20 protein-coding genes, 2 pseudogenes and 1 other annotated feature are annotated in these 22,012 nt (G+C 59.6%); of the genes and pseudogenes, 14 read left to right on the top strand and 8 right to left on the bottom strand.

Annotated features, from left to right (window positions below; genetic code table 11):
- The first annotated feature begins 12 nt into the window (after positions 1-12).
- Positions 13-2,820: a conjugal transfer protein TraG N-terminal domain-containing protein gene (locus A8G00_RS09185; protein WP_046766235.1), complete on the top strand. Its 2,808-nt coding sequence runs from the start codon at positions 13-15 to the stop codon at positions 2,818-2,820.
- Between the two features lie 7 nt (positions 2,821-2,827).
- Here A8G00_RS09185 and A8G00_RS09190 read toward each other — a convergent pair whose 3' ends face one another.
- The 4 genes from A8G00_RS09190 to A8G00_RS25865 all read right to left on the bottom strand — a co-directional run bounded on the left by A8G00_RS09190 (position 2,828) and on the right by A8G00_RS25865 (position 7,509).
- On the bottom strand, positions 2,828-3,070 hold the full coding sequence (locus A8G00_RS09190) for a hypothetical protein (RefSeq protein WP_046766234.1): 243 nt from the start codon (positions 3,068-3,070) through the stop codon (positions 2,828-2,830).
- Between the two features lie 379 nt (positions 3,071-3,449).
- On the bottom strand, positions 3,450-5,720 hold the full coding sequence (locus tag A8G00_RS09195) for a Tn3 family transposase (protein ID WP_062017345.1): 2,271 nt from the start codon (positions 5,718-5,720) through the stop codon (positions 3,450-3,452).
- A gap of 89 nt (positions 5,721-5,809) precedes the next feature.
- Positions 5,810-7,038 (bottom strand): IS3 family transposase gene (locus tag A8G00_RS09200; RefSeq protein ID WP_099187114.1). Its coding sequence is split into 2 segments (ribosomal slippage): positions 5,810-6,750 and positions 6,750-7,038, totalling 1,230 coding nucleotides; the frame shifts between segments, so codons are not numbered across the junction.
- Positions 6,641-6,757: a sequence feature (AL1L pseudoknot), on the bottom strand. (Overlaps the previous gene by 117 nt.)
- 15 nt (positions 7,039-7,053) lie before the next feature.
- Entirely contained in the window at positions 7,054-7,509 is a 456-nt protein-coding gene (locus A8G00_RS25865; RefSeq protein WP_082718745.1) for a DUF4158 domain-containing protein, read from the bottom strand.
- Positions 7,510-7,873: 364 nt separating this feature from the next.
- Here A8G00_RS25865 and istB point away from each other — a divergent pair.
- From istB to A8G00_RS09220, 4 genes and pseudogenes are all read left to right on the top strand, one after another.
- Positions 7,874-8,509: pseudogene (gene istB / locus A8G00_RS09210) on the top strand (IS21-like element helper ATPase IstB); the annotation flags it as partial.
- A gap of 49 nt (positions 8,510-8,558) precedes the next feature.
- On the top strand, positions 8,559-8,945 hold the full coding sequence (locus tag A8G00_RS25105) for a DUF5372 family protein (protein WP_172451815.1): 387 nt from the start codon (positions 8,559-8,561) through the stop codon (positions 8,943-8,945).
- Positions 8,946-9,004: 59 nt separating this feature from the next.
- The gene (locus A8G00_RS09215; protein WP_253257949.1) at positions 9,005-11,044 is read left to right on the top strand and encodes a recombinase family protein; all 2,040 of its coding nucleotides are present in this window, start codon (positions 9,005-9,007) and stop codon (positions 11,042-11,044) included.
- Positions 11,045-11,048: 4 nt separating this feature from the next.
- Positions 11,049-11,153, top strand: a pseudogene (locus A8G00_RS09220) (ATP-binding protein); the annotation flags it as partial.
- A 66-nt stretch (positions 11,154-11,219) separates the two neighbouring features.
- Here the strand turns inward: A8G00_RS09220 and A8G00_RS25590 are convergent.
- The 4 genes from A8G00_RS25590 to A8G00_RS09240 form a co-directional block, all read right to left on the bottom strand.
- Positions 11,220-11,438: a sigma factor gene (locus A8G00_RS25590; protein WP_226869720.1), complete on the bottom strand. Its 219-nt coding sequence runs from the start codon at positions 11,436-11,438 to the stop codon at positions 11,220-11,222.
- 177 nt (positions 11,439-11,615) lie between these two features.
- Positions 11,616-13,214, bottom strand: a complete 1,599-nt coding sequence (locus tag A8G00_RS09230; protein ID WP_046766227.1) for an AarF/ABC1/UbiB kinase family protein — start codon at positions 13,212-13,214, stop codon at positions 11,616-11,618.
- Positions 13,214-13,894 (bottom strand): TetR/AcrR family transcriptional regulator, encoded by a 681-nt coding sequence (locus tag A8G00_RS09235; RefSeq protein WP_226869715.1) that lies wholly within the window; start codon positions 13,892-13,894, stop codon positions 13,214-13,216. Before A8G00_RS09235 ends, A8G00_RS09230 begins: the two co-directional genes overlap by 1 nt.
- A gap of 122 nt (positions 13,895-14,016) precedes the next feature.
- Positions 14,017-14,964 (bottom strand): MlaD family protein, encoded by a 948-nt coding sequence (locus A8G00_RS09240; RefSeq protein ID WP_046766226.1) that lies wholly within the window; start codon positions 14,962-14,964, stop codon positions 14,017-14,019.
- A gap of 172 nt (positions 14,965-15,136) precedes the next feature.
- Here A8G00_RS09240 and A8G00_RS09245 point away from each other — a divergent pair, with 172 nt between their 5' ends.
- The 9 genes from A8G00_RS09245 (at position 15,137) to A8G00_RS09280 (ending at position 22,007) form a co-directional block, all read left to right on the top strand.
- Positions 15,137-16,234, top strand: coding sequence for an ABC transporter permease (locus tag A8G00_RS09245; protein ID WP_046766268.1), 1,098 nt, complete (start codon positions 15,137-15,139; stop codon positions 16,232-16,234).
- A complete protein-coding gene (locus tag A8G00_RS09250) occupies positions 16,234-17,001 on the top strand; it encodes an ABC transporter ATP-binding protein (protein ID WP_046766225.1) in 768 nt (255 codons plus the stop codon). Before A8G00_RS09245 ends, A8G00_RS09250 begins: the two co-directional genes overlap by 1 nt.
- A complete protein-coding gene (locus A8G00_RS09255; protein WP_046766224.1) occupies positions 17,002-17,937 on the top strand; it encodes an MlaD family protein in 936 nt (311 codons plus the stop codon).
- A complete protein-coding gene (locus tag A8G00_RS09260) occupies positions 17,934-18,527 on the top strand; it encodes an ABC-type transport auxiliary lipoprotein family protein (protein ID WP_076605791.1) in 594 nt (197 codons plus the stop codon). The genes A8G00_RS09255 and A8G00_RS09260 overlap by 4 nt, the downstream gene beginning before the upstream one ends.
- A 27-nt stretch (positions 18,528-18,554) precedes the next feature.
- A complete protein-coding gene (locus A8G00_RS24750) occupies positions 18,555-18,842 on the top strand; it encodes a hypothetical protein (RefSeq protein WP_139111431.1) in 288 nt (95 codons plus the stop codon).
- Positions 18,843-19,008: 166 nt separating this feature from the next.
- Positions 19,009-19,401, top strand: a complete 393-nt coding sequence (locus A8G00_RS09265) for a transposase (protein ID WP_082718744.1) — start codon at positions 19,009-19,011, stop codon at positions 19,399-19,401.
- On the top strand, positions 19,398-19,754 hold the full coding sequence (gene tnpB, locus A8G00_RS09270) for an IS66 family insertion sequence element accessory protein TnpB (RefSeq protein WP_226869714.1): 357 nt from the start codon (positions 19,398-19,400) through the stop codon (positions 19,752-19,754). Before A8G00_RS09265 ends, tnpB begins: the two co-directional genes overlap by 4 nt.
- 67 nt (positions 19,755-19,821) lie before the next feature.
- Positions 19,822-21,417, top strand: coding sequence for an IS66 family transposase (locus tag A8G00_RS09275; protein ID WP_082718743.1), 1,596 nt, complete (start codon positions 19,822-19,824; stop codon positions 21,415-21,417).
- Entirely contained in the window at positions 21,414-22,007 is a 594-nt protein-coding gene (locus tag A8G00_RS09280) for a plasmid pRiA4b ORF-3 family protein (RefSeq protein ID WP_232307734.1), read from the top strand. The genes A8G00_RS09275 and A8G00_RS09280 overlap by 4 nt, the downstream gene beginning before the upstream one ends.
- Positions 22,008-22,012: the final 5 nt, after the last annotated feature.

Here is a 22,012-nt window from a genome sequence, read left to right on the forward strand (position 1 = left end):
GAGGGACGGGCGATGCTGGAGGTCTTCACGGTCGGCGGCGGCGAATATCTCGTCAACACCTTCAACGCCGTCGCGGCCTGGTCAGGCGGCGGGGGCTATCGCTCTATGATCCGCGTCGCCATGGTGATGGGCCTTATCTACTCGCTGTTCGTCGTCGCCTTCACCCTGAACTACAAGGCCTGGCTCAACTGGTTCCTGCAGGCGACGCTTATCTATATGTGCTTGATGGTCCCGACGGTCAGCATCAAGGTGACCGACCGCATCAATCCCAGCCTTGCCCCTGCCACCGTCGAAAATGTGCCGTTAGGCCTCGGCGTACTGGCAAGCTTCACCACCCAGATCGGCGATTATCTGACCCGCACGGCCGAGACCGTGTTCGTCATGCCAAGCGAGCTCAATTATTCCACCAACGGCCTCATCTACGGCGCGCGGCTCTTTGACGCGACCCGCAATTTCATCATCCGCGATGCTGAATTTTCGACGAACCTTGAGCAATATATGAAGCAGTGCGTGTTCGGCGACATCATGCTCTATCAAAAATCGCTGACCGATTTGGCCAAGGCGACCGATCTCTGGGCGGCGATCGCCACCGAGGCGGAATCGCGCTCACAGGAATGGCTCGAACGCAGCGGCACCACGGTCACGCCTTATATCGTGACCTGCCGCCAGGCCTATCAGATGCTCGACGCGCAATGGGCACCGATGATCGATGCGCATGCGCCGATCTGGGGGAAGGAAGCCTATCCCAAGCTCAGCAACACGCTGGCCGCCGACAAGCTCAAACATGACATCCCTGTCGTCAATGGCGCTTTTACAGGGTCCGGCGATGGCTTTGCCCAGGCGATGCGCCAGAATACGGCGATCAACGCCTTCATGCAGGCGCGTAACAATATGGTGGGTGGGGCGGCGGCCGGCGCGATCGACAGCTTCGCGCAGACCCGCGCCGACATGCAGGCGCGCAACACCTATAACAGCATCGCCCAGCAGGCGATGGCCTGGGTTCCGATCCTCAACATCGTGCTGACGGTCGTCTTCTTCGCCATGTTCCCGGTGATTTTCCCGCTGTTCCTCATGCCGCAAACCGGGGTGTCGGCGCTCAAGGGCTATGCGACGGGCTTTTTCTATCTCGCTGCCTGGGGACCGCTTTATGTGGTGCTTCACATGATCTGCATGACGCGAGCAGAGGAAGCCGCGACCGGCGTGGCCGAGGGTGGCATGACGCTCGGATCCTATGCCGGCATTGGCGCGGTCAACGCTGAAACCGCGACGATCGCCGGGTTCATGCTGATGAGCGTGCCGTTTCTCGCCGCCGGGCTCGCGCGGGGCGCCATGTCGATCGCCGGCCAATCCATGTCGATGCTGGCGCCGGCGCAGAATGCGGCGGAGGCAGCCGCGCTCGAGCAGACCACCGGCAATTACGCCTATGGCAATGTGAGCTGGGCAAACCAGACGTCCAATATGCGGCAGAGCGACCAGTGGAACACTGCGGCGACGTACCAGGACGGTGGGCCGGCCTATAGCTTCCGCAATGACAATGGGTCCGTGATGTCGGCGTTCGGCAATGGCAGCGAGGTGATCGACATGCATCAGGCGATTTCGCGCCTTGATGTCGAACCCCGCGCATCGACCGGCTTTGTGTCCGAACTCAGGGAGCAGGCGAGCGTCGCGGAGCGGCAGGCCAAAGCTTATGAAGCCGCGGCTTCGGACATCCTCACCAGTACCCACACCAATCGCAGCGCCTTTGGCACGTCGAGTGAGCAAAGTTCCGGGTGGGACAGCAGCCGCGGACGCTCATCTGGGACGTCGATCGAACGGTTCGATCGTAACACGGCGTCGTCCAGTGCAGGAACAGAGGAGAGGTCGTCGGTTGGTCAAAGTCAAAGCATTTCGCAAGGTCATGATAGGACGGCTGGAACAATTGACGCCGTCGCTGGCGAGATACGTGCCGGCATCGGTGGTGCAGGGGCTGGTGCAAAGGGAAAAAGCGGCCGCGGTATTGGTAGCGTATTACCAGGTGTTGGTGGGACAGTTAGCAAAACCGGGCAGCAAATTGATACGATGCGTCACAGCAACTCCGATCAACGAAATACGGAATCAAATAATTCCTCTTCGGTCAATATGCGTGACGAGCATGCAAATGGTTCAAATGCCAACGAGACGCTTGGAACCTATGACCGTGATGGAACATTCGATCGGGCTTCAATGTCTGCGAGTTCATCCAGAAGTACGGAGGATTCACTTTCGCGCGCCAAATCGTACCAAGAGACCGCACGAAAACTCCACGAACTATCGGAGCAGCTTAGTCGTGACGCGAGCTATGCCGAAACCCATGGAATGCAACTAAGCGCCAATCTTTCGCAAGAATTAGCGGATTGGTATCGCATGGAGCAGTCCCGCAATCCTGGAATGGGTGCTCCAGAATTGTGGGTGACCACGCTGACCGATCAGCAGCGTGATGCGAGGAATGCGTTGATCGGTTCATGGATGCAGCAAAAGCAATCGGCGATCCGAGAGGATGTGCAGGAATTGATACATAGCCCAAACCTTGTGGACGTTCCTCATCGAGAGATCGGAAATTTCGACACCGTCCGCGCGACATATCATCCGCATTCCGTGGAGGGGATTCCGAATGGACCAGATACCGGCGATGCAGGAGCAGCAGGCCGAATCATCAATCAGGGTAAAGATTCGATCGATAATGTTCGCGACAATGCAGAAATCCAGCGTGCGTCTGCGGTACGGGGATCAGCGGATGTTCAGGCAGATGTGAACGCTGATCATGAAATAGGCTTCTTCCAGGATCCCCGCTTACGGAGATAGATTGGGATCAAATGTAGATGAAATAGGCGACGCACGAGAATGCGATGAGATAGGCGATGGCGTAGCCAATACGTTGGGCGGTAGTCTCGTCTCCGTCTCCAATCTGATTGGGCTGAAGCGGATCAAACTCATCCTGCGTCATGTGCACGATTGGACAAGCAGGGCTATCCTGCGTCATTCCATATGTGTTCAGGTCGATCTTAAGCACAGCAGCCTCCAAGAGGCTTATATTCGAACCGACGTTCTTCATCAATATCAGGTGTTTAATTCAACTTGAGTTCCGCTCTAACTGCCGAAACACTGTATCGCTTGAGCCGCTGGTCCCAAACGGTGGAAGCGCTGAATGGATGCAGTCGATCAATTTGCAACCCTTCAGAATTGGGCTGAGTCGCGGATCGACATGCGTATCGAATGTGCCTGTGGCCGGACCGTCAATATTCCCTCCAACCCGATTCTGGGTCGTTTCCGGTTTGATAGCGCCGTGTCAGAGGCGGCGAAACCGCCGTATCGGGGGTTCCCGTACGGGTTTCGCCAAAAGTAGCGGTAGGAAAACGGGATAAATTCAACGATTTAGAAATTACCATCGTGAAGTTTCCTCATTAATTCAGTAGCTTGGGATTTTGTGCAGGTTATGGGGTCGCAGCCTTGCGCGGGTGCCCACGCTCCCTGATCGGGAAGTGCAGCTTTCCGTGCATGTTGCTGTGGCGGACCGCGACAGGTGCTACGTGCGCGAGATATTCCGGCGGGTAGCGGCCCGGTCGCGCATCAACGACCTCCTGCATCGCTGCAGTTTTCCAAGCCATGACGATGTTTGTCAGCAGCGTCAGCGCGCCTGAGACTGCCACAATCTCGCTGTGCTTGCGTCCGTGTTTCGCCTCGATCCTGCCCGCCAGGATTGCCCGTTGCAGCTGGTGCACGGATTCTCCCTGAGACAGATTGCGATGCACCTCGCGTCGAAAGTCAGGCTTGACCAGGTAATCGAGCAGGAAAAGGCTACGCAGGACCTTCCCGACCAATGTCCCGGCCTCATAGGTTGCCGTGCCTCTTGCCGCACTTCCGTGCCGATCGATGATTGTCGCGGCCGAACTGTGGCCGGTCTTCAGCGACATGATCACATGGAGCAGGCTGTCCCAGCCTTCCTTGGCAAGCCGCGAGACTTTGACGCGCACCACCATGGGTTCGAGGGTTTGCGGAACGGCTACGCCATCGGGCAGGTACAATTTCCTCGTCGCCAGATCGGCCAGTCGTGGAGCCAGATCAAAACCAAGGAGCTTGGCGGCGGCCATGGCAAAATGGGTGAACCCATGGGTGTCGACGGCGAGCCTTTGCAGTTCGCAGACTTTCTGGTTCAGCGCGCCTTCGATCGCGACGCCCGCCTGTCTGAGGTTCAGCAGCACGGGCTGATCGTAGATGATTGCCCATTGATCGACGACATGCGTGTACGTGCCAACTGCCGGAGTGCGCCGCCGAGGTTCAATCCGGGCCAGCCAGAGATGGCGCGTCGCATCCATGCTCATCATGTCGGCCGAGCCAGCAATGCCGGAGCCCCACAGGCGCGTGATGGGATTGGCGAGCATCGATGCAGCCACACGGTCACTTGCAGCCCGAAACTGTGCGTTCTCTTCCAGCGTTCGCATCATCATCTCGATGCGATCATCGCTCACGCCGTCCAACATGCGAGCCATGTCGGCGGCGGTCTTTTCCGTACCAAGCGCCAGCAATGCAGCGTAGAGCACTTCCAGCTCGGCAGGACGGGTAGGGGCACGGCCCAAAAGCACGCTCGAAAATCCCGTCGAGCAGTCGACGGAGACCATCACCGCGGGAAGTTGGACGTCGCCGATCTGACCGAACAACGCAGACCTAGTTTCGTCGACAGCGGGATCCTTTGGCGCAGCCGACAGCCGCGGAACCTGGAACCGATCGTTGGCAATGCCGATTTCGCCATCGGCGATGGCTTCGCCGAGCATTTCCATCCGCAATGCAAGCGGTTCCTGAAACCGGCGAAGGTAAGCCTCGATCGTCGTTGGCCAGCCATTGTTCCGCAAGGCTTGTGCCCGAGAATTCGCCCAGGTGATAGCTGGCATGAGCTGATCGGCAATACTACGGTGATGCACGCTGTGGCGTGAGCTGGCAGATCCATTGCGAAGGGCGCGTTTCAACAACATAGCCGTAGCCACTTCGAAGGCTGCAAACCTCTGGCCAGGGTTACCGCCCAATATTGCGGCGCCGGAAGGCGACCGAAGGAACGGCTCGCATTCCCACTCCATCAGATCTGTTTGGCGTTTGGAATATTTACTAGCGAGGGTTTCCAGTGCTTGCTGAAGCGGATGAGCAGCCGCGACATCGATCGGCAACGTGCAGACCTGTTGCATGAGGGCGCGAAGTCGCGATGGCGCTTCGCTCATTTGAACGCGAATGGCGGCAACCTTGCCTTTTGTCGCAGGCAAGGATCGCAAGGGCTGCATCGCGCGCAGCGCGACCTGTCGAAATTCGGCATCGATCATTTGGCGGTCGTCGAGCGCGCCGATCATGATGCCTAAACTGGACCGATAGAGTTTCAGCTCGTTCAGCGCGCGCTCTTCCACCGTATTCCGCGCCTGACTCCACAGCTGCCCAATTCGACGACCGGTCTGCATCAAAACGGCGTCAGTCGCTTCCAGTAATTGCAGCCTCAACCAGCAGCCAATCTCGACCGTGCGCCGGGGCTCGGTGAGGCGGGAAAGGGTGGCCGCTTTTTGGCGCGCAATACGGACAGCGTGGAGGCGAATCCGGCCGACTGTCAGGTTCGGCAAGGCAAGCCGATCAGCACCAAGCGATTGAAGTTCAGTGATACGGGATTGCATCATTTGGATATCGTTCCGCCCGAAGCCTTTGGCAGGTGCGCGGAGCCAGTCGAGCAAGGATACGCTTTTGGGGATGGATCTCGCGGCGGAAAGACGACTTGACCAACTGAACCGCACCGAGATTGCCGGAGGCAAGTTTTCTTAAATTAGGCAGCCAGTGGGACGTCGTCCAGCATGGCGTAGTAGCGTTGCTCCGCTTCGACGGGCGGAACGTTTCCGATCGGCTCCAGCAGGCGCCTGTTGTTGAACCAATCGACCCATTCCAGCGTGGCGTATTCGACGGCTTCGAACGAGCGCCAAGGTCCTCGACGGTGGATCACTTCGGCTTTGTAGAGGCCGTTGATCGTTTCGGCCAAAGCGTTGTCGTAGCTGTCGCCGACGCTGCCGACGGATGGCTCGATGCCGGCTTCAGCGAGGCGTTCGGTGTACTTGATGGACACGTATTGCGATCCGCGGTCGCTATGATGGACCAGGCCGCCGCGATGAACGGGCTGTCGGTCGTGGATGGCCTGCTCCAACGCATCCAGCACGAAGCTGGCATGCGCTGTTCTACTGACGCGCCAACCCACAATGTAACGGGCGTAGACGTCGATCACGAAGGCAACGTAGACGAACCCCGCCCAGGTCGCGACATAGGTGAAGTCGGAAACCCATAGCATGTTCGGCGCCGGAGCATGGAACTGGCGGTTGACCTGATCGAGCGGGCGTGGGGCCGCCTTGTCTGCAATCGTGGTGCGAACCGGCTTGCCGCGGATCACCCCTTGCAGACCAAGATTTCGCATCAACCGCTGCACAGTGCAGCGCGCGACATCGAAGCCTTCGCGCTTCATCTGCCGCCATATCTTGCGCGCACCGTAAACACCGAAGTTCTCGGCAAAGACCCGCAGAACTTCGGGCTTCAGCTCCTCATCTCTCCGGACACGAGCAGATTGCAAAGCCGGGTCTCGCCGCTTGGCAAGGCGTTCGTGATAGGTGGATGGGGCGATCGGCAGAACCCGGCAGATCGGCTCGACCCCATAGGCATCGCGATGTTCGTCGATAAAGGCGATCATCGTTTGAACGGGCGGTCGAGCTCCGCCTGGGCAAAATATGCCGACGCCTTGCGCAGTATCTCGTTGGCCTGCCGCAGTTCGCGGACTTCACGCTCCAATGCTTTGAGTTTCTCGGCGGTCTCCGTCGGCACGCCTCCGCGCTTGCCGCTGTCCACCTCCGCTTTCTTCACCCATTCCAGCAGCGTGTGACCGGAACACCCGATCTTCTCGGCAACCGATGTGATCGCAGCCCAGCGTGAGGGATAATCGCCCTCGTGATCCAGCACCATCCGGATCGCTCGCTGCCGAACCTCAGGGGCGAACTTGTTCGTCGTCTTGCTCATCGTAGACCCTCACTCTCAGGAGTTAAGGCCTCCGGCAATCTCGGTGCGGTTCAAACTGCCTGTCAGTTCGGCCCCAACTGCAGCTTCGATCTCCGATCTCAGACCTTCCAATACATGATCCTGCGCCGCGGCGGCAAGTCGCTCAAGCAACCGTTCCCCTGGCAAGACATACGAACGATCGTACAACCACCGACGCGCTTGACGTATCAAATCGGGCCTCGAGATCTGTGTCTCGGCTTGGCATCGCAAGAAGGCCGTCAGCATTCGCAGCACACCGTCTTCCGCAGACCGCCAGCCGATCGCTTCGGCAGCCAGCCGTTGATGCGCGAACAGCGTCTCCGGCGTCGATAGATTGCACGCAACGTTGCGATCTGTGGCGCTGGAATGCCGGCATGATTGGCAACGAACTCGAGGATTCCGGGCGGAATTCTTTCGAACCCGGCTAACGGACGGCCGGTCATACGCAGGAATCCGATGTGCAGGAGCGCCCTAAGCGGGTCAAAGGCCGCCGACGCGAAGAGACATATGGGAGCATATGCTCGGCCGGCTGGAAAAAGTACTCGATCTCCGCATGGGTCAGTGAAGTGGGCAACGCGTCAACGCCCAGATATTGCTCTCGCCAGCTTTCCATCGGCAGCTCTCCTTTGCCGACAGACAAGGCTATGGGAATTCTTGCGGAGAGTCTTTGAAAACCTGAATGCCACACAACCCATTGATATTACGCGGAGCGGCAATGCGGCGTGTCGGCAACATGCTGATTTATCACAACTATTCTTACCGCTACTTTTGGCAAAAGTGGTACGGGAACCCCGTTACGACCAACTGAGGAACTTCCATGCAGCGGCATGACATGATCGACGCGATGCGCGGGCTTGGACTCAAGGGGATGGCTGGCGCGTTCGATGAGGCCGTTACCACCGGCCTTCAGCGGCAGCGCACGACGATGGAGATACTGACCGATCTGCTGCGCGCGGAGGCAACCCACCGCCGCGCAGCCTCGATCCGATACCGAATGACAGCCGCCAAGCTGCCGGTGGTGAAAGACCTCGATGCCTTCCACTTCGAAGTGACGCCGATCAACGAGGCGCTGGTCCGTTCGCTACACAGCGGCGCGTTCCTGCCTGCACAGCGCAATGTCGTCCTGGTCGGCGGCACAGGCACCGGCAAGACCCATCTGGCCATCGCCATCACCGCCAATGTGGTCCGCGCCGGGGCGCGGGGGCGTTACTTCAACACCGTGGATCTGGTGACCCGCCTCGAAGAAGAAGCCCGGATCGGCAAGAGCGGCGCGCTTGCCGCCCAGCTCGCCCGGCTCGATCTCGTCGTCCTAGACGAGCTTGGCTATCTGCCGTTCGCCCGCTCAGGCGGGCAGTTGCTGTTCCATCTGGTCAGCAAACTTTACGAGCAGACCAGCGTCATCATCACGACCAATCTGGCGTTCGGGGAATGGCCAACCGTGTTCGGCGAGCCAACCATCCAGTGATACCTCTGATATTGACGGGCTGATCCAATATGTAACGGTGACGTGCCCGCAACATCCGCTATTTGGCGAGCGGTTCGAGGTTCTAAAACTGGTGTCTGATCGCGGACCGGCGTGGGTGACCATCCGGGTGCCGCATGGCGGACGGCGAAATATCCTTCGTTCCGTCACCGATCTGGCTACCGCTCCGCCTGACTCGAAATCTGTGCCGTTGGTCTCAGGCTTTATCCTCATGCGAGTCGTTGCGCTGGCGGAGGCGTTGCGCCGTTCATCACAGGACGAGGAACGCCAGGGTGACCATCAGCTCTCCCAAGACACGGCCGAAGATCCAGATCTGGTCGAGCCTGCCGCCGGGAATCCAGCGCCAGCTGGCGGCGACAATAGCGCAGGCTTTGTGCTCGCGCCCATCTGCCCGCAGCGCCGGTGACGCCGATGTTGAGAGATTATGCCCTAGATGAACGGATCAGCACTGCGCAGCAGGCTAAGTTGGCCTATGTCTATGTCCGTCAATCGAGCGTCGGCCAGATCCGCCATCACCAGGAAAGCACGACGCTTCAGTATCGGCTTGTCGACCGCGCGCTTGGCCTTGGCTGGCCACGCGACCGGGTCGAGATCATCGACGACGACCTAGGGAAATCCGGTGCGGAGGCTCAGCACCGATACGGCTTCCAGCGCCTGATCGCGGAAGTTGGCTTGGGTCACGCCGGTCTCGTTCTGAGCTATGACGCTTCGCGCCTCGCACGCAACAACAGTGACTGGCACCAACTGCTTCAGCTCTGCTCGATGTTCAGCGTTCTCATCGCCGACAGCGAACGGCTGTATGATCCTGGACTTTACCATGATCGGCTGTTGCTGGGCCTCTCGGGGATCATGAGCGAGGCTGAACTGCATCAGATCCGCATGCGTCTGCACACGGGGGAACGGCAGAAGGCGGCGCGCGGCGAACTGCGTATCCCGCTGCCTGCTGGACTGATTTACGCGCCCGCCGGTGGAATCATGCTCAATCCCGATGCCCAGGTTCAAGAGCGTATCAGACTTGTGTTCGACAGCTTCATGCGACTGGGGAGCGCAAAGGCTGTAGTGCGCTATCTTCGCCGGGCTGATCTTGCCCTGCCGGTCAGGCCGTTGAAGGGACCGGCGCCCCACGAACTAGCCTGGCGCGATGCAACCGATGCGCGTGTGCGCAATATCCTGAAAAACCCTGTTTATGCCGGAGCCTACGTCTACGGACGCCGGTGTGCTGCGCCGGAAAAGCGAAGCGAGGGGGTGAAGACCCCGACGCGTGCTGTTCCGCGTGAGCAGTGGGAAGTCTGCATCCAGAATGCTCATCCGGCGTATATCAGTTGGGAGGCGCATGTGGCGATCAGCGACCAGCTCACGGACAATGTCGGCAACTTCCGGGCCGGGCATCGTGGCATGCCCCGGAAGGGAAAGGCGCTACTGCAGGGCATAGCGATGTGTGGCAGTTGTGGACGGCGCATGGCGCTTAACTACTCCGGCCCTGACAGCAACCATCCGGTCTACCGGTGCCGTTCCGAACGAGCGACCTGCGTCGGCCAATACTGCCAGGAGGTGCGCGCGCCGCGGGTTGAAGCTGAGGTCGAACGGCAGTTCCTTGCAGCGCTCACCCCTGACCAACTCGCCATCGCGCTGGCCGCGCTCGACGCCATCGACGCAGACGTCCACGGTCTCGACCGGCAATGGACCCTCAAGCGCGAACGCGCCGAATATGAATGCGAACGTGCACGCCGCCAATATGACGCGGTCGAGCCGGAAAACCGCCTCGTTGCCCGTTCGCTCGAAAGCATCTGGGAAAGCAAGCTGCGTGATGTCGAAAAGGTCGAACAGGACTATCGGCGGTGGAAGACGGAGCAAACCGTTGCGCTGAATGCCGACGATCGCGCCCGTATCGCCGCGTTCGGCATCGATCTGCCTGATCTTTGGACAAAAATCGCGAACACCGAGCGCAAGGCGATGCTCCGCCTCGTAATCGACAAGGTCATTCTAGATCAGCGGCGGGCGAAGGGGATGGTGTGGATCCGCATCATCTGGCAGACGGGCGCAGCGACCGAACACTGGGTCATGCGGCGCACGCAATCCTATGCGGAAGCTGCTCATGCCGATGTTCTCGAACAGCGAATCCGAGAGCTCAACGCCGCTGGCATGATGGACGCAGAGGTCGCAACCACACTAAACACGGAGGGTCTGCGCAACAGCCTGGACGGGCTGTTCGACAACAAAACGGTGCACCTGTTGCGCCAGCGCTGGCATATCCCCACGGTAAAGATCAATGGCGTCGAGCATAATCCACCCCGTTGGCCGGATGGAAGCTACTCGATCCAAGGTGCCGCAATCGCGCTCGGCGTTACCGAGCAGACGGTGTTCAAATGGCTGAAACGCGGCAAGCTCCAGGGCCGGCAACTTGCGAAGGGACAGCCGTGGCAGGTGGACCTGACTGTCCAGCAAATAAGGGCGCTCACAGCGTCAAAATACAGTATGATCCAATCCAGGAAAGCAGCATCATGAAACGTTCGGCGATCCCAAGATGACCACCGCTCTTCTCGATCGTGTCACCCATCATTGCGACATCATCGAGACCGGCAATGACAGCTGGCGCTTCAAGAACCGAAACTGATCCCTGCGGCACGCCGGGATTAAGATGCCTTGCGCTGCGCGCGCCTCCGGTCGGGCTCCGCCCTCCCTACGCCGCTCGCAGTGCAAGGAGCATTCCTCGACCGTCGTGCCATACTCGAAAGGGGGTCCCGTTTGCACGCCGATTGACAGTCCAAGCCTTCAAATTCGTACCGGGCTCAAACGACGCGCGGTGGCGCCAGGCCTTCAGCACGGCTTCCTGAACAAGGTCCTGTGCAGTATCGGAATTCCTGACCAGCGATCGCGCATAGCTCGCCAGCCTAGGCATCAGGTCGCTCAATGCGGCGCCAAATTCCGGCCACTCCTCAGTCGATACATGCGATCGGTTTTCCAATAGTTCGGACAAGAAAGATAGGCCCCTGTTCGATGAAATTAGGCGGCAATATATATACCGACCGGTTTACTTTTCGGAAAAACGCCACCTGTCCTGGATTGTTCCACTCCCTCAGCGCCTCTGCCTGCTTGCGAACCAAGCCCAGGCTGCTGGCAGCACCGCAGATGCCATCATCATTGCGCCGACAACATCATGGTCGCGCTGAAGGATCGCGCCGGCGACGAGCAGCCCGGCTGACAGGATGTTGGGATCGGCGCGCCAGGGCGACGTCGGATTTGGGGAAACCGCGCCTCCCTGTAATTCGATCGGCAGCGCGCCCGACCGCGCTACCCGCTCGGCGAAAGCCACCAGCTCGGGCGAGGCGGCGGCGAGACGGCCCAGGCTCGTCGCCAGCCGGCGTCCGCCCCGCTTGAGGCCGGCCGGGCCGATCCGCTCCCGCAGCAGTTCGCGCGCGATCGGTGCGGCGCGCGCCGCGATGTCGAAGCCGGGATCGAGCCGTCGTACGAACCCTTCGGCGATCAGCAGGGTTCGCAGCAGCAGGGCCAGATCGGGTGGTAGCGCCAGGCGGTAGGTGCGCAGCAGCGCGAAGACGCGACCGAAGACGTCGGCGAGCTCGATCTGCTGGAGTACCGCCCCGCGAAACTGGCCGATCAGCGCGTCGAGTTCGCGGGTCAGCGCCTGGCGATCGACGTCTGTTTCGCCCGACCATTGCAGCAGCACGTCCGTCACCGATCGCGTGTCCTCACCGGCGATCGCAAGGACGAGCGTAACAACCTCGTTTCGTCGGGCGGGGCTGAGCACGCCGACCGCCCCGAAGTCGATGAACGCCAGCGACGCATCGGCGAGGACAAAGACATTGCCGGGATGGGGGTCCGCATGGAACCGGCCGTTGAAGATTATCATCCGCAGGACTGCATCTGCATATCTGCCGGCGATATCCGCACCGCAGTCTCCCGCTCCATCAAGGATAGCGCGGACGGGCATGCCGTCGAGCCGCTGCTGCACATTGATCCGGCGGCCGACCTGATCCCAGTAGAAGGCGGGCGTGCGAACGCCGAGCGGCTGCAGGAACGCGCCGATGCTCTCGCAGGCTGCCGCTTCGGCACTGAGGTCCATTTCCTGCGACAGGCTCTCCGCGAAGAACCGGAGCAGCTCGTCGGGCCTGAGGCGGCGGATCTCCGGTGAGTGTCTCGCGGCGAGCCGCGCAATGCGGCGGAGCAGCCTCAGGTCGGCATCGACACGTTCCGCGATCCCCGGTCGGCGTACCTTTACCACGACCTCGGTTCCGTCGCTCAGGGTGGCTGCATGAACCTGCGCGATCGAGGCCGCGGCGATCGGCTCGCGGTCGAAGCTCGCGAACACGTCCGCGATCGGGGAGCCAAGCGCAGCCAGGATCGTCGGCTCCAGCGCCTCGAACGGCAACGGGGTCACCCGGTCCTGCAGCGTCGACAGCGCGCGCACCCATTCCGGCCCGAGCAGGTCTTCACGGGTCGCCAGCACCTGCCCCAGCTTGACCGCAACGGGTCCAAGGTCCCGCAGCAGCGCGACGACCCGCTCGGGCGTACCGACGTCCACCGGCTGCTCGGAACGACCGGGCAGCAGGCCCAGGCGAGAGGCGAGCCCGTTCAGGCCGTGGCGCCCCATGATCTGGATAAGCTCTGCGAGGCGCGCACGCTCACCGATCTGAGGCTCGTCGTCCGTGGCGGGCATCACTTGCTGCAACCATCCCCGTCTCGCGGGCGGCAGCCATCAAGGAACAGGTCGATACCGCGCGAGATACGATCGCGCGCCGCCTCGTCATAAGCTGGCGGAGACAACCCCAGCGCTGCACGGCGCATGGGGGCAACCACGACGAGTGTGACGAACTGCTCGGCAGCGAACACGGGGTCGGCCAGCGAAAGCTCTCCCTTGGCATTGGCGTGGGCGAGGATCGATGCCACCCACTGGACGGCCCGCTGGTAACCGAAGTCGTGGATGTTCGCCGCGAGCGCGGGGAAACGCACCGCTTGCGCAATGACGACGCGTTCCATGGAGGCGATCCGGGGCGTCAGGAGCCACTCGAGCAGGCGATCGGCAATCACGTGAAGGCGCGCTCCAATGTCGGGTTCGTCGCTGCCGGAGGGTTCGAGCGCGCGCAGCTGCGTATCGATCTCGTCGAGGATCACCGCCTCGAACACGCGCGCCTTGCTACCGAAGCGCGCGTACAGTGTTCGTTTGGAGATGCGCGCTTGGTCCGCGATCATGTCGGCACTGGCGCCATCGAACCCGTGTTCGAAGAACAGTTGGCGAGCGCTCTTGAGGATGTGCGAGGTCAGGCGGAGCGCGTCCTCGGTGGTCGGTCTGCCCATCTTTCGGGGGCGCCGCGCCTTTTTCTTCTCATCATCGCTCAATCTCTTTCTCCTGGACCGAGAATAGCGCGATCCGAGCACTTTGACGAGCAATGCCGCAAGGACCGTAGGCTCCGTGGCCGCGGCTCGGACTCCGCCGACGGCTTGAAAACGTTGCAAGCAGATTATTTCCCAGGCTCTGCGTCAGGCTTGTATGTGGGGAGGGACGGAGAGCCTAGACCCAGCCCCTCCTGATCGATACGAACGGCCGTCTCCCTGACGGCGCTTACCTTGCTCCTTACTGAACCTATTGTCTCGACCAGGCGGTCCTGCAGGGCGGTCGCCCGCTCGATCTCGGGCCTCAGAGCCTCGGCGCGGGCAGCGAATCCTTCAGCTGAGTCACGAGCGATCCCTAATTTGCGGTTCGCCTTAGCAAGAGCGGATGGACCGCGATCTTTCAAGGTGACCCTCAGACTTTCGGCGCGATTGCCTGACCGTTGCAAACCCTCTCCCAAGGCAACCATACGCCCTCGCGCACCGATGAGTCCCTCCGACGCCGTTCCAACCTTGTCTACCCACCCCGCGGAGTTGTGCGCGAGCACCGCAAGACGCTCGTTCGCGCGCTGCTGCTGAGCGGCACCAAGGTTGCGTGAAACGGAGTCCACGGTGCGGCTTACCTTCTCCACAAGTGCTATCGGGTCTCCCCCACCACCAAGAAGCCCGTCCTCCTTGGCAGGAATGATCGGGAACTCCCCGTCTTTTGCGGCAACGATCGGGAGCGCATCATGTGTTGCGCCATCGAGACTGATGTTCGCCGTTCCGCCTAATGCTGATCGGACAATCGTAGCCTTGACGCCGGTAACGATAGGGATTTCTGGTTCCAAATTGACAGCTACCAGAACCACGGACGGGTCTTGGCTGTCGAATCCGACAGATGTAACATGCCCAGCCGGCACGCCCGAAAATGTCACCGGTGATCCCTTTTCAATGCCGGCGACGCTTCCCGAGAAGCGGATCATATAGGGCCTGCGGTTCCCGTTGCGAGGCTCCAACAGCCACAGCGTAAAGACCAAGGTGCCCAGCAGCAAGCCCGTCACCGCGAGAACCAGAAAGCTGTTCGACCGTGTCTCCATCGAGATGATATCCCATTAAGGCGGCAGGTAAGTTTTAGGCCGTACCGTCCCCGCACATCAGCCAGTGCCTGAAGGACGCCGATTCTCGGTGTGCGAACAGCACGGTAAGCCTGCCCTATTGCACATCCCCTCACGTTAAGTATACCGTATCGTACCATAAACGGTTTTGGGTGTGATTTTGCCGTTCTCTGAACCCGTCATTCATTCCGAAAACAACGTAACGAAAATTTCGGGCGATTGGTTGGCCTCAACGGTCCAATCGGCGGGAGCAACGACCGATGGCCATTTGCTGGCTTCAGACGAGCAGATCGACTGGAGCCAATTAGGGCGGGTCGACAGTGCAGGCGCGTTCGCGCTTATTCAGGCGCTTGGTGCCAGCGATCTAGGAAACGATGTACCAGATCGGCTTCGGCGTGTCCTAGACATCGTTGCCCCCGCAATCCAGGAACATGCGACCGAAAAACCCAAAAAGTCTTACGGTTTTTTCACACGCTTAGGCCGCAAAGTGGTTGCAGGACTAAGCGAACTATATGGTAACATCCTGTTCCTGGGCCGCTCTGAGGTGGGCGTTGGAAGAGCGGTTATCAACCCTCGCAGGTTACGCGTGCGAGCGCTAGTAAGCGTGATGCAGCAGGGAAGTCTCGAGGCGCTCCCAATCATCATGACGATGACATTCTTCATCGGGGCAGTGGTGGCTTTGGTCGGCACGAACCTGCTGCGGAACTTGGGGGCATCGGTTTTCACCGTTCAGCTCGTTGGGGTATCGGTGTTGCGCGAGTTTGGGGTGCTAATACCAGCAATTCTTCTGGCTGGCAGATCGACGTCTACATTCGCTGCCCAAATCGGAGCTATGCGAATGAACCAAGAAACAGATGCAATGGTGGTCATGGGTGTCGATCTCACGGAGGCGCTTGTAACCCCACGCGTGCTGGCGATGATCATTACTCTCCCGCTTTTATCAGTCGCAGCGATGATTGCCGGCATTCTTGGTGGCCTGCTTGTGAGCTGGGCTTCTTTAGATATTTCACCAGTGTTTTTCGTAGAGCGTCTTCGGCAGACGGTGGACCTTCAGCATTTCTGGCTTGGTCTGATCAAGACACCTGTAATGGCCATCATCATTGCACTGACTGGCTGCCGCCAGGGAATGGCCGTCCGTGGCGACGTCGAGGTGTTGGGTAGAAACGTCACGACCGCAGTCGTTCAGGCATTGTTCGCCATCATCCTCCTCGATGCAGCTTTCGCCCTCGTTTTCATGAAATTGGACCTGTGATGGCCGAGCGGGAAAGGGTGATCGAAGTACGCGACCTTAAAACAGCGTTCGGTAAAACGGTAATCCATGAAGATTTAGACCTCGACGTCTATCGCGGGGAGATTCTTGGAATAGTTGGCGCTTCGGGCGGCGGAAAATCCGTGTTGCTCAATACGATGTTGGGATTACAGAGACCAGTTTCTGGATCGGTAATAGTAGACGGTCAGGACATCTTTAATAGTCCTGATCGGCAATGGCTCGCATCGAACATGGGCGTCATGTTTCAAAACGGTGCGCTATTTTCGTCCCTGACGCTTCAAGAGAATGTCGAAGCGCCGTTTCTTGAACATACCGAAATTCGAGGCAAGTTTCTAAGCCGATTGGCCCAGATGAAGATCTCTCTGGTTGGGCTTGCTAATGATGCAGCTTATAAGCGCTCGGCAGAACTTTCCGGCGGCATGAGAAAACGTGCTGGCGTTGCACGTGCACTAGCGCTCGATCCCAAGCTTCTTTTTTTAGATGAGCCAACGGCAGGCCTCGATCCCCTCGCGGCTGCAGAGTTTGACGACTTGATCGTATCGCTGCGTGATGCCTTGGAATTGACTGTCGTCATGGTCACCCACGACCTGGACAGCCTGTTTCAAATTTCTGATCGAGTAGCGGTTCTGGCGGACAAAAGGATCGTCGCGTCTGACGCAGTCGAGAAACTGCGTGATTCTGAAGACGAATGGACACGCTCTTATTTTCAAAGCCGAAGAGCACGGCGATTCAACTCAGGTGGCGACTAAATGGAGAGGCATGCCAATTACGCTCTGGTGGGTAGTCTGACAGTTGGTCTGCTGGTGGCAGCGATCGGCTTCATTCTCTGGCTAGGTAACGACCAATTTGGTAAAGGCTTCGACCATTATCGAGTTGTTTTTGACGGACCTGTGCGCGGCCTAACCGAAGGTAGCGAAGTTGACTTTAACGGCATCAAGGTCGGGGAGATCACGAAGCTTCGTGTAGATCCATCGAATTCTCGCCGTGTGATTATCGATGTGAAGGTCGAAGAGAGTACACCCATAAGGGTAGATACATTTGCCTCAAAAGAGTCCCAAGGTGTGACAGGGGTCAGCATTATCCAGTTAACTCCTGGTTCGCCTACAAGGCCACTGCTTCGCGATGCTTCGCGTGAGCAGCCCCCGATAATAAGGGCGAAGCCCGGGTCGTTGGATTCGGTGCTGGAAGCGGGAGGGCAGACCCTCGCTAAGGTTTCTGAATCATTCGATCGGGTCAATCGGGTGCTTTCTGACCGAAATATCGCAAAGGTCGATGGCATGCTCGCTGACATCAGATCAGTGACGGCAGAACTTAACAGTCGAAAGGCAATGTTTGCGGATGCTCAAAATGCAATCCGTCGCCTTGATTCAGCGTCGGGTGACATCGAGCAGGCTGCGGCGGCTGCGAGAACCGCTATTCAGGGCGATGGTACGCAAGCCTTTGCAGACATCCGAGAAGCGGCCGCGAATGCGAAGAGCGCGACGAACGATGCACGGGCTTTTATAGCTAAGTTGAACGCGAGTGCAGAAGGTCTTGAGGGGCCAGAAGGTAATCGTGTGGCGGGGGCTCTACGTGGGCTTGAAAAGGCTGCCGAGTCACTCGATCGACTTACCCGACAAATACAGCAAGATCCGCGTTCTGTTCTCGGAAGAGGGAAAGCGCGAGAAGTGGAGCTGCCAAAGTGAAAAGTTTGCTAAAAATCTCTTCAGCGCTCCTCTTAGTCTCGCTGTCGGGCTGTGTTGGTGGGCTTCTGGGCGGAGGTAAGCCTGCGGACCTATATTCCTTTCGCAGTGAGCCCCCGCAAAGGCAGCCTGATGCCGATGCACGGGTTGTTGCTGTCCGCCAGCTTTCATTTCCGAATAATCTGCGGCCTGACAGCATTGAAACCAATGCCAACTCGCGGGTTGCTGCTCTCGCAAAAGCACGTTGGTCCCAACCCGTCCCGGAGATGTTCCGTCTAGCTCTGATTGACCAGCTGGAGCAGTCTTCCCGAACGCGAGTTGCGCGAAGCGACTTCCAAAAACCGGCGGACATCATGTCGGCGGAAATTTCGCAGTTCACGGCCACCTTTGATCAGGGACTGAAGGCTCCCCCATTGATCACTATTGTCGTGCGCGCAGAGGTCACAAGCGGGGCAGCACGTGATGTGGCAGTGCGGTCCTTCGAATCGCGAACAAGAGCCACTGATGCGACGGTGACGTCCATCGTTGCAGCTTATCGTGCTGGCGTCTCCAATATCACACAAGAGATTACCCTGTGGTACAGGAATATCTGAATATTATCATAGTAGATAGGGACGGATATGACGAAATTTTCAGCTGCCTTTACTATCTTGGTACTGACTTTTGCGTCTGCCGGCGCGGCTCAGGAGGGACACAAGGAATCCAAAAATACCGGAACGGATTCAGTTCGATCTATTGCCTCCCAACCAGCTAAAGACGTTGGAGCGGTAAAGCAGGATATCCCACCCATTCTCTTAAGCGCTTCTTCTAACCCATATGATCGGGCATCGACCCGCACCTGCAACGAGATAAAGCGTAATATCGCTGAGTTGGACGATGTTCTCGGACCGGATTTCGATGTAGGGTAAGCGGGGTCTGACGCTTCCAATTACCCACAAGTGACACGGCTGACGTCGGCACCGATTTTGATGTCCATCAGTCGGGACCATCCACTCCAGAGTAAGCGCCGACGGAAGGCGGCCTTGCTGCCGGCAGCGGAATAGGAAAGCTCGCGGCTTTTGAGGAGGCGTGAGCATGGACATCGAGCAGTCAAACGAGCCTCGTATGAGCGGTCGCGGTGATGGCGGAGCGCTTGTACGGTTGGAGCGGCGTCGGAACTGGAGCGACGAGGAGAAGCTGGCGATCCTGAAGGAGACGACGGCGCCTGGCGCGATCATATCGACCGTAGCTCGACGGCACAGCATTGGAACAGGCCAGCTCTATACCTGGCGCAAGCAGCTGCTCCGCGGAGCGATGGCAGGCTTCGTGCCGGTCGAACTGGCATCGTCTTCGCCGTCGGCTAAAACTGGGGAACCAGGGCGGATCGAGGTCCGCGGGCGGTGCGGCCTGACGGTGTTGGTTGATGGCGAGGTCGATCGGGCCGCCCTGAAACAGGTGCTCGATGTCCTGCGGGAGCTGGATCATTGAGCCTGGCGTTCCCGCCTTCGACGAAAATCTATCTGTCGCTGGCGCCGTGCGACATGCGCAAGGGATTTGATGGGCTGTCGGCGCAGGTGCGCAATATTCTTCAGCTTGATCCCTTCTCGGGGGCGGTTTTCCTGTTCCGCGGGAAAAGGGGCGACAGGTTGAAGGCCTTGGTCTGGGACGGGTCCGGGCTATGCGTGTATGCGAAGCGTCTCGAGCGCGGAAAGTTCGTGTGGCCTCGTGCTCATGAGGGCGCGCTCCGCCTGTCGGCAGCCCAGATGGCGATGCTGGTTGAAGGGCTGAACTGGAAGCAGGCGATCGTCCACGACGAGGTGATCACGCCGAGGCTCGCATAGCCAAAAAGATCAGGAAAACCGCCATTTTATGTAGGATTTACCGTGGGCTTCGGCTATTATCGGCGGCATGCGGTTCGCCCTTGATCGCCTTCCCACAGACCCGGTTCTCTTGCAGAAAATGCTGCTGGAGATGGCCGATGTCATGGAGCAGGAACGGGCCGAACTGACGGCGGCGCAAGCCACCGTCAAAGCCCAGACCTTGCGGATCGAAAAGCTCGAGCATCGTGTCGCGCGGCTGCTGCGCGTCCAGTTCGGCCGCAGCTCCGAGAAAATGGATATCGCCCAGCTGCGGCTGATGTTCGAGGAGGTCGAAGCCCCGGAACCGGCAAACGATGAGGTGTCAGCGCCGCCCGTGATGAAATCGGCCCGCAAAGCCGGCGGCCGCGTTCCGCTTCCCGCACACTTCCCGCGTCAGACCGTCGATCATCAGCCCGGCCCGTGCAGTGCCGGTTGTAATGGACCGTCAGTGCAGATCGACGAGGCCGTCACTGAGGTTCTCGACTATGTCCCGGCGCGCTTCCGGGTCATCCGCCATGTCCGGCCCAGGCTGGCGTGCCGATCCTGCGAACAGATCCGACAAGCGCCCGCTGTCGATCTGCCGCTGCCCAAGGTGATGGCGAGCAGCGCCCTGCTGGCCCACCTCGTCGTCAATCGCTTTGTCGATCACCAGCCCTGGCACCGGCAGTCGGTAATCTTCCGCCGCGTTGGGCTTCACATTGATCGGGATGTGATGAGCCGCTGGGCGCGAAAACTGGCGTGGCTGCTGGCGCCGCTGGGCGAGCGGTTGTTCGCCTATATCCGGGAAGCCGCCAAAATCCATGGGGACGACACGTCGGTCACGCTGCTGGGCAATGGCGACGGCAGTCGAACCGGGCACTTCTGGGTGTATCTGCGCGATGATCGCTCCAGCGGCGACATGAGCCCGCCCGCCGTGGCCTTCCGCTTCAGCGCAGATCGTGGCGGAGCGCATCCGGCAAAGCATCTCGCCGGCTATCAGGGGTATCTCCAGGCGGATGGTTTTGCGGGCTATAACGCGCTTTACCGCGACCCCAAAACCAAGGCTCCCAGGGACATCGTCGAAGTTGGATGCTGGAGTCACAGTCGTAGGAAATTTACCGACATACTGGAAAAGAGCCCGTCACCGATCGCGGCGGAGGCGGTCGTGCGGATCGCCGAACTCTTCGCCATCGAGCGCGATATCAAGGGTGCGCCACCTGATGAGCGAAGACGTATCCGCCAAATCAAGGCGATGCCGAAGCTGGAGGCATTGCGCGTCTGGCTCGAAACCCAGAATCGTGGCCTGTCTTCCGACAGCAATCTGGCGCGTGCCTGTCGCTATCCGCTCAACCGCTGGCGGGCCATGATCCGCTACTGCGATGATGGTCGGCTCGAGATCAGCAACAATCTGGTGGAAAACGCGCTGCGCGGTGTCGCTCTTGGGCGCCGGAACTGGATGTTCGTCGGCTCCATGAAGGGTGGAGAGGCCGCCGCGCTCTTTTACTCGCTGGCCGGCACATGCCGCCTCAACGGTGTCGAGCCCGAGGCCTGGTTTACCGACGTCATCGAGCGCATCGGCAACCATCCGATCAATCGGATCGATGACTTCTTGCCCTGGAACTGGCAGACATCGAGGATGACCAACGATCTGGAGAAGGCTGCGTGAGCAACGGCACCGTGGTGCGGATGAAGATTACGCTGGACGATGTCACACCGACCGTCAGTCGGACGCTGGAGGTCCCGCTCAATATCCGGCTCGATCGCCTGCACACCGTCTTCCAGACGGCCTTTTCCTGGACGGACTCTCACCTGTGGGAAATGAGCTTCGGGCAAACCGGCTTCGGCATCCCCGATCCTGAATACGGCTTCGACGGACCGCTCGACGCCCGTAAAGCTACCCTCGCCCAGGTTCTGGCGGATACCAGGCGCAAGACCTTCCAATATCTCTACGACTTTGGCGATGCCTGGGATCACAGCGTCAAGATCGAGCGCGTCAGCCCGGCCAGGCCGGACCTGACATATCCGCTCATCCTCGACGCAGTAGGCATGAGGCCGCCAGAAGACTGCGGTGGCCCGTGGGGCTATGCTGAAAAGCTCGAAGCGCTCGGCGACCCCCAACATGAATATCATGAAGAGGCGCTGGAGACCCTCGGCGACGACCATGATCCCAACGCCCAGCCCGATATCCCCCTGATCGAGGCAAGGCTGGAAGCGCTCGCGAAAAAATGGGCGCCGCGGACACGCCGCAAAGCCTGACTGGC

It is taken from the genome of Sphingobium sp. SA916 (assembly GCF_002894065.1).
Lineage (GTDB): Bacteria > Pseudomonadota > Alphaproteobacteria > Sphingomonadales > Sphingomonadaceae > Sphingobium > Sphingobium fuliginis.

Coding starts and splice junctions, on each gene's coding strand:
- A8G00_RS09185 (WP_046766235.1), top strand. CDS start 13: ATGCTGGAGGTCTTCACGGTCGGCGGCGGCGAATATCTCGTCAACACC.
- A8G00_RS09250 (WP_046766225.1), top strand. CDS start 16,234: ATGGCCGAGCGGGAAAGGGTGATCGAAGTACGCGACCTTAAAACAGCG.
- A8G00_RS24750 (WP_139111431.1), top strand. CDS start 18,555: ATGACGAAATTTTCAGCTGCCTTTACTATCTTGGTACTGACTTTTGCG.
- A8G00_RS25590 (WP_226869720.1), bottom strand. CDS start 11,438: ATGCCTAGGCTGGCGAGCTATGCGCGATCGCTGGTCAGGAATTCCGAT.
- A8G00_RS09275 (WP_082718743.1), top strand. CDS start 19,822: ATGCGGTTCGCCCTTGATCGCCTTCCCACAGACCCGGTTCTCTTGCAG.
- A8G00_RS09190 (WP_046766234.1), bottom strand. CDS start 3,070: ATGAAGAACGTCGGTTCGAATATAAGCCTCTTGGAGGCTGCTGTGCTT.
- A8G00_RS09240 (WP_046766226.1), bottom strand. CDS start 14,964: ATGGAGACACGGTCGAACAGCTTTCTGGTTCTCGCGGTGACGGGCTTG.
- A8G00_RS09230 (WP_046766227.1), bottom strand. CDS start 13,214: ATGCCCGCCACGGACGACGAGCCTCAGATCGGTGAGCGTGCGCGCCTC.
- A8G00_RS09265 (WP_082718744.1), top strand. CDS start 19,009: ATGGACATCGAGCAGTCAAACGAGCCTCGTATGAGCGGTCGCGGTGAT.
- A8G00_RS09255 (WP_046766224.1), top strand. CDS start 17,002: ATGGAGAGGCATGCCAATTACGCTCTGGTGGGTAGTCTGACAGTTGGT.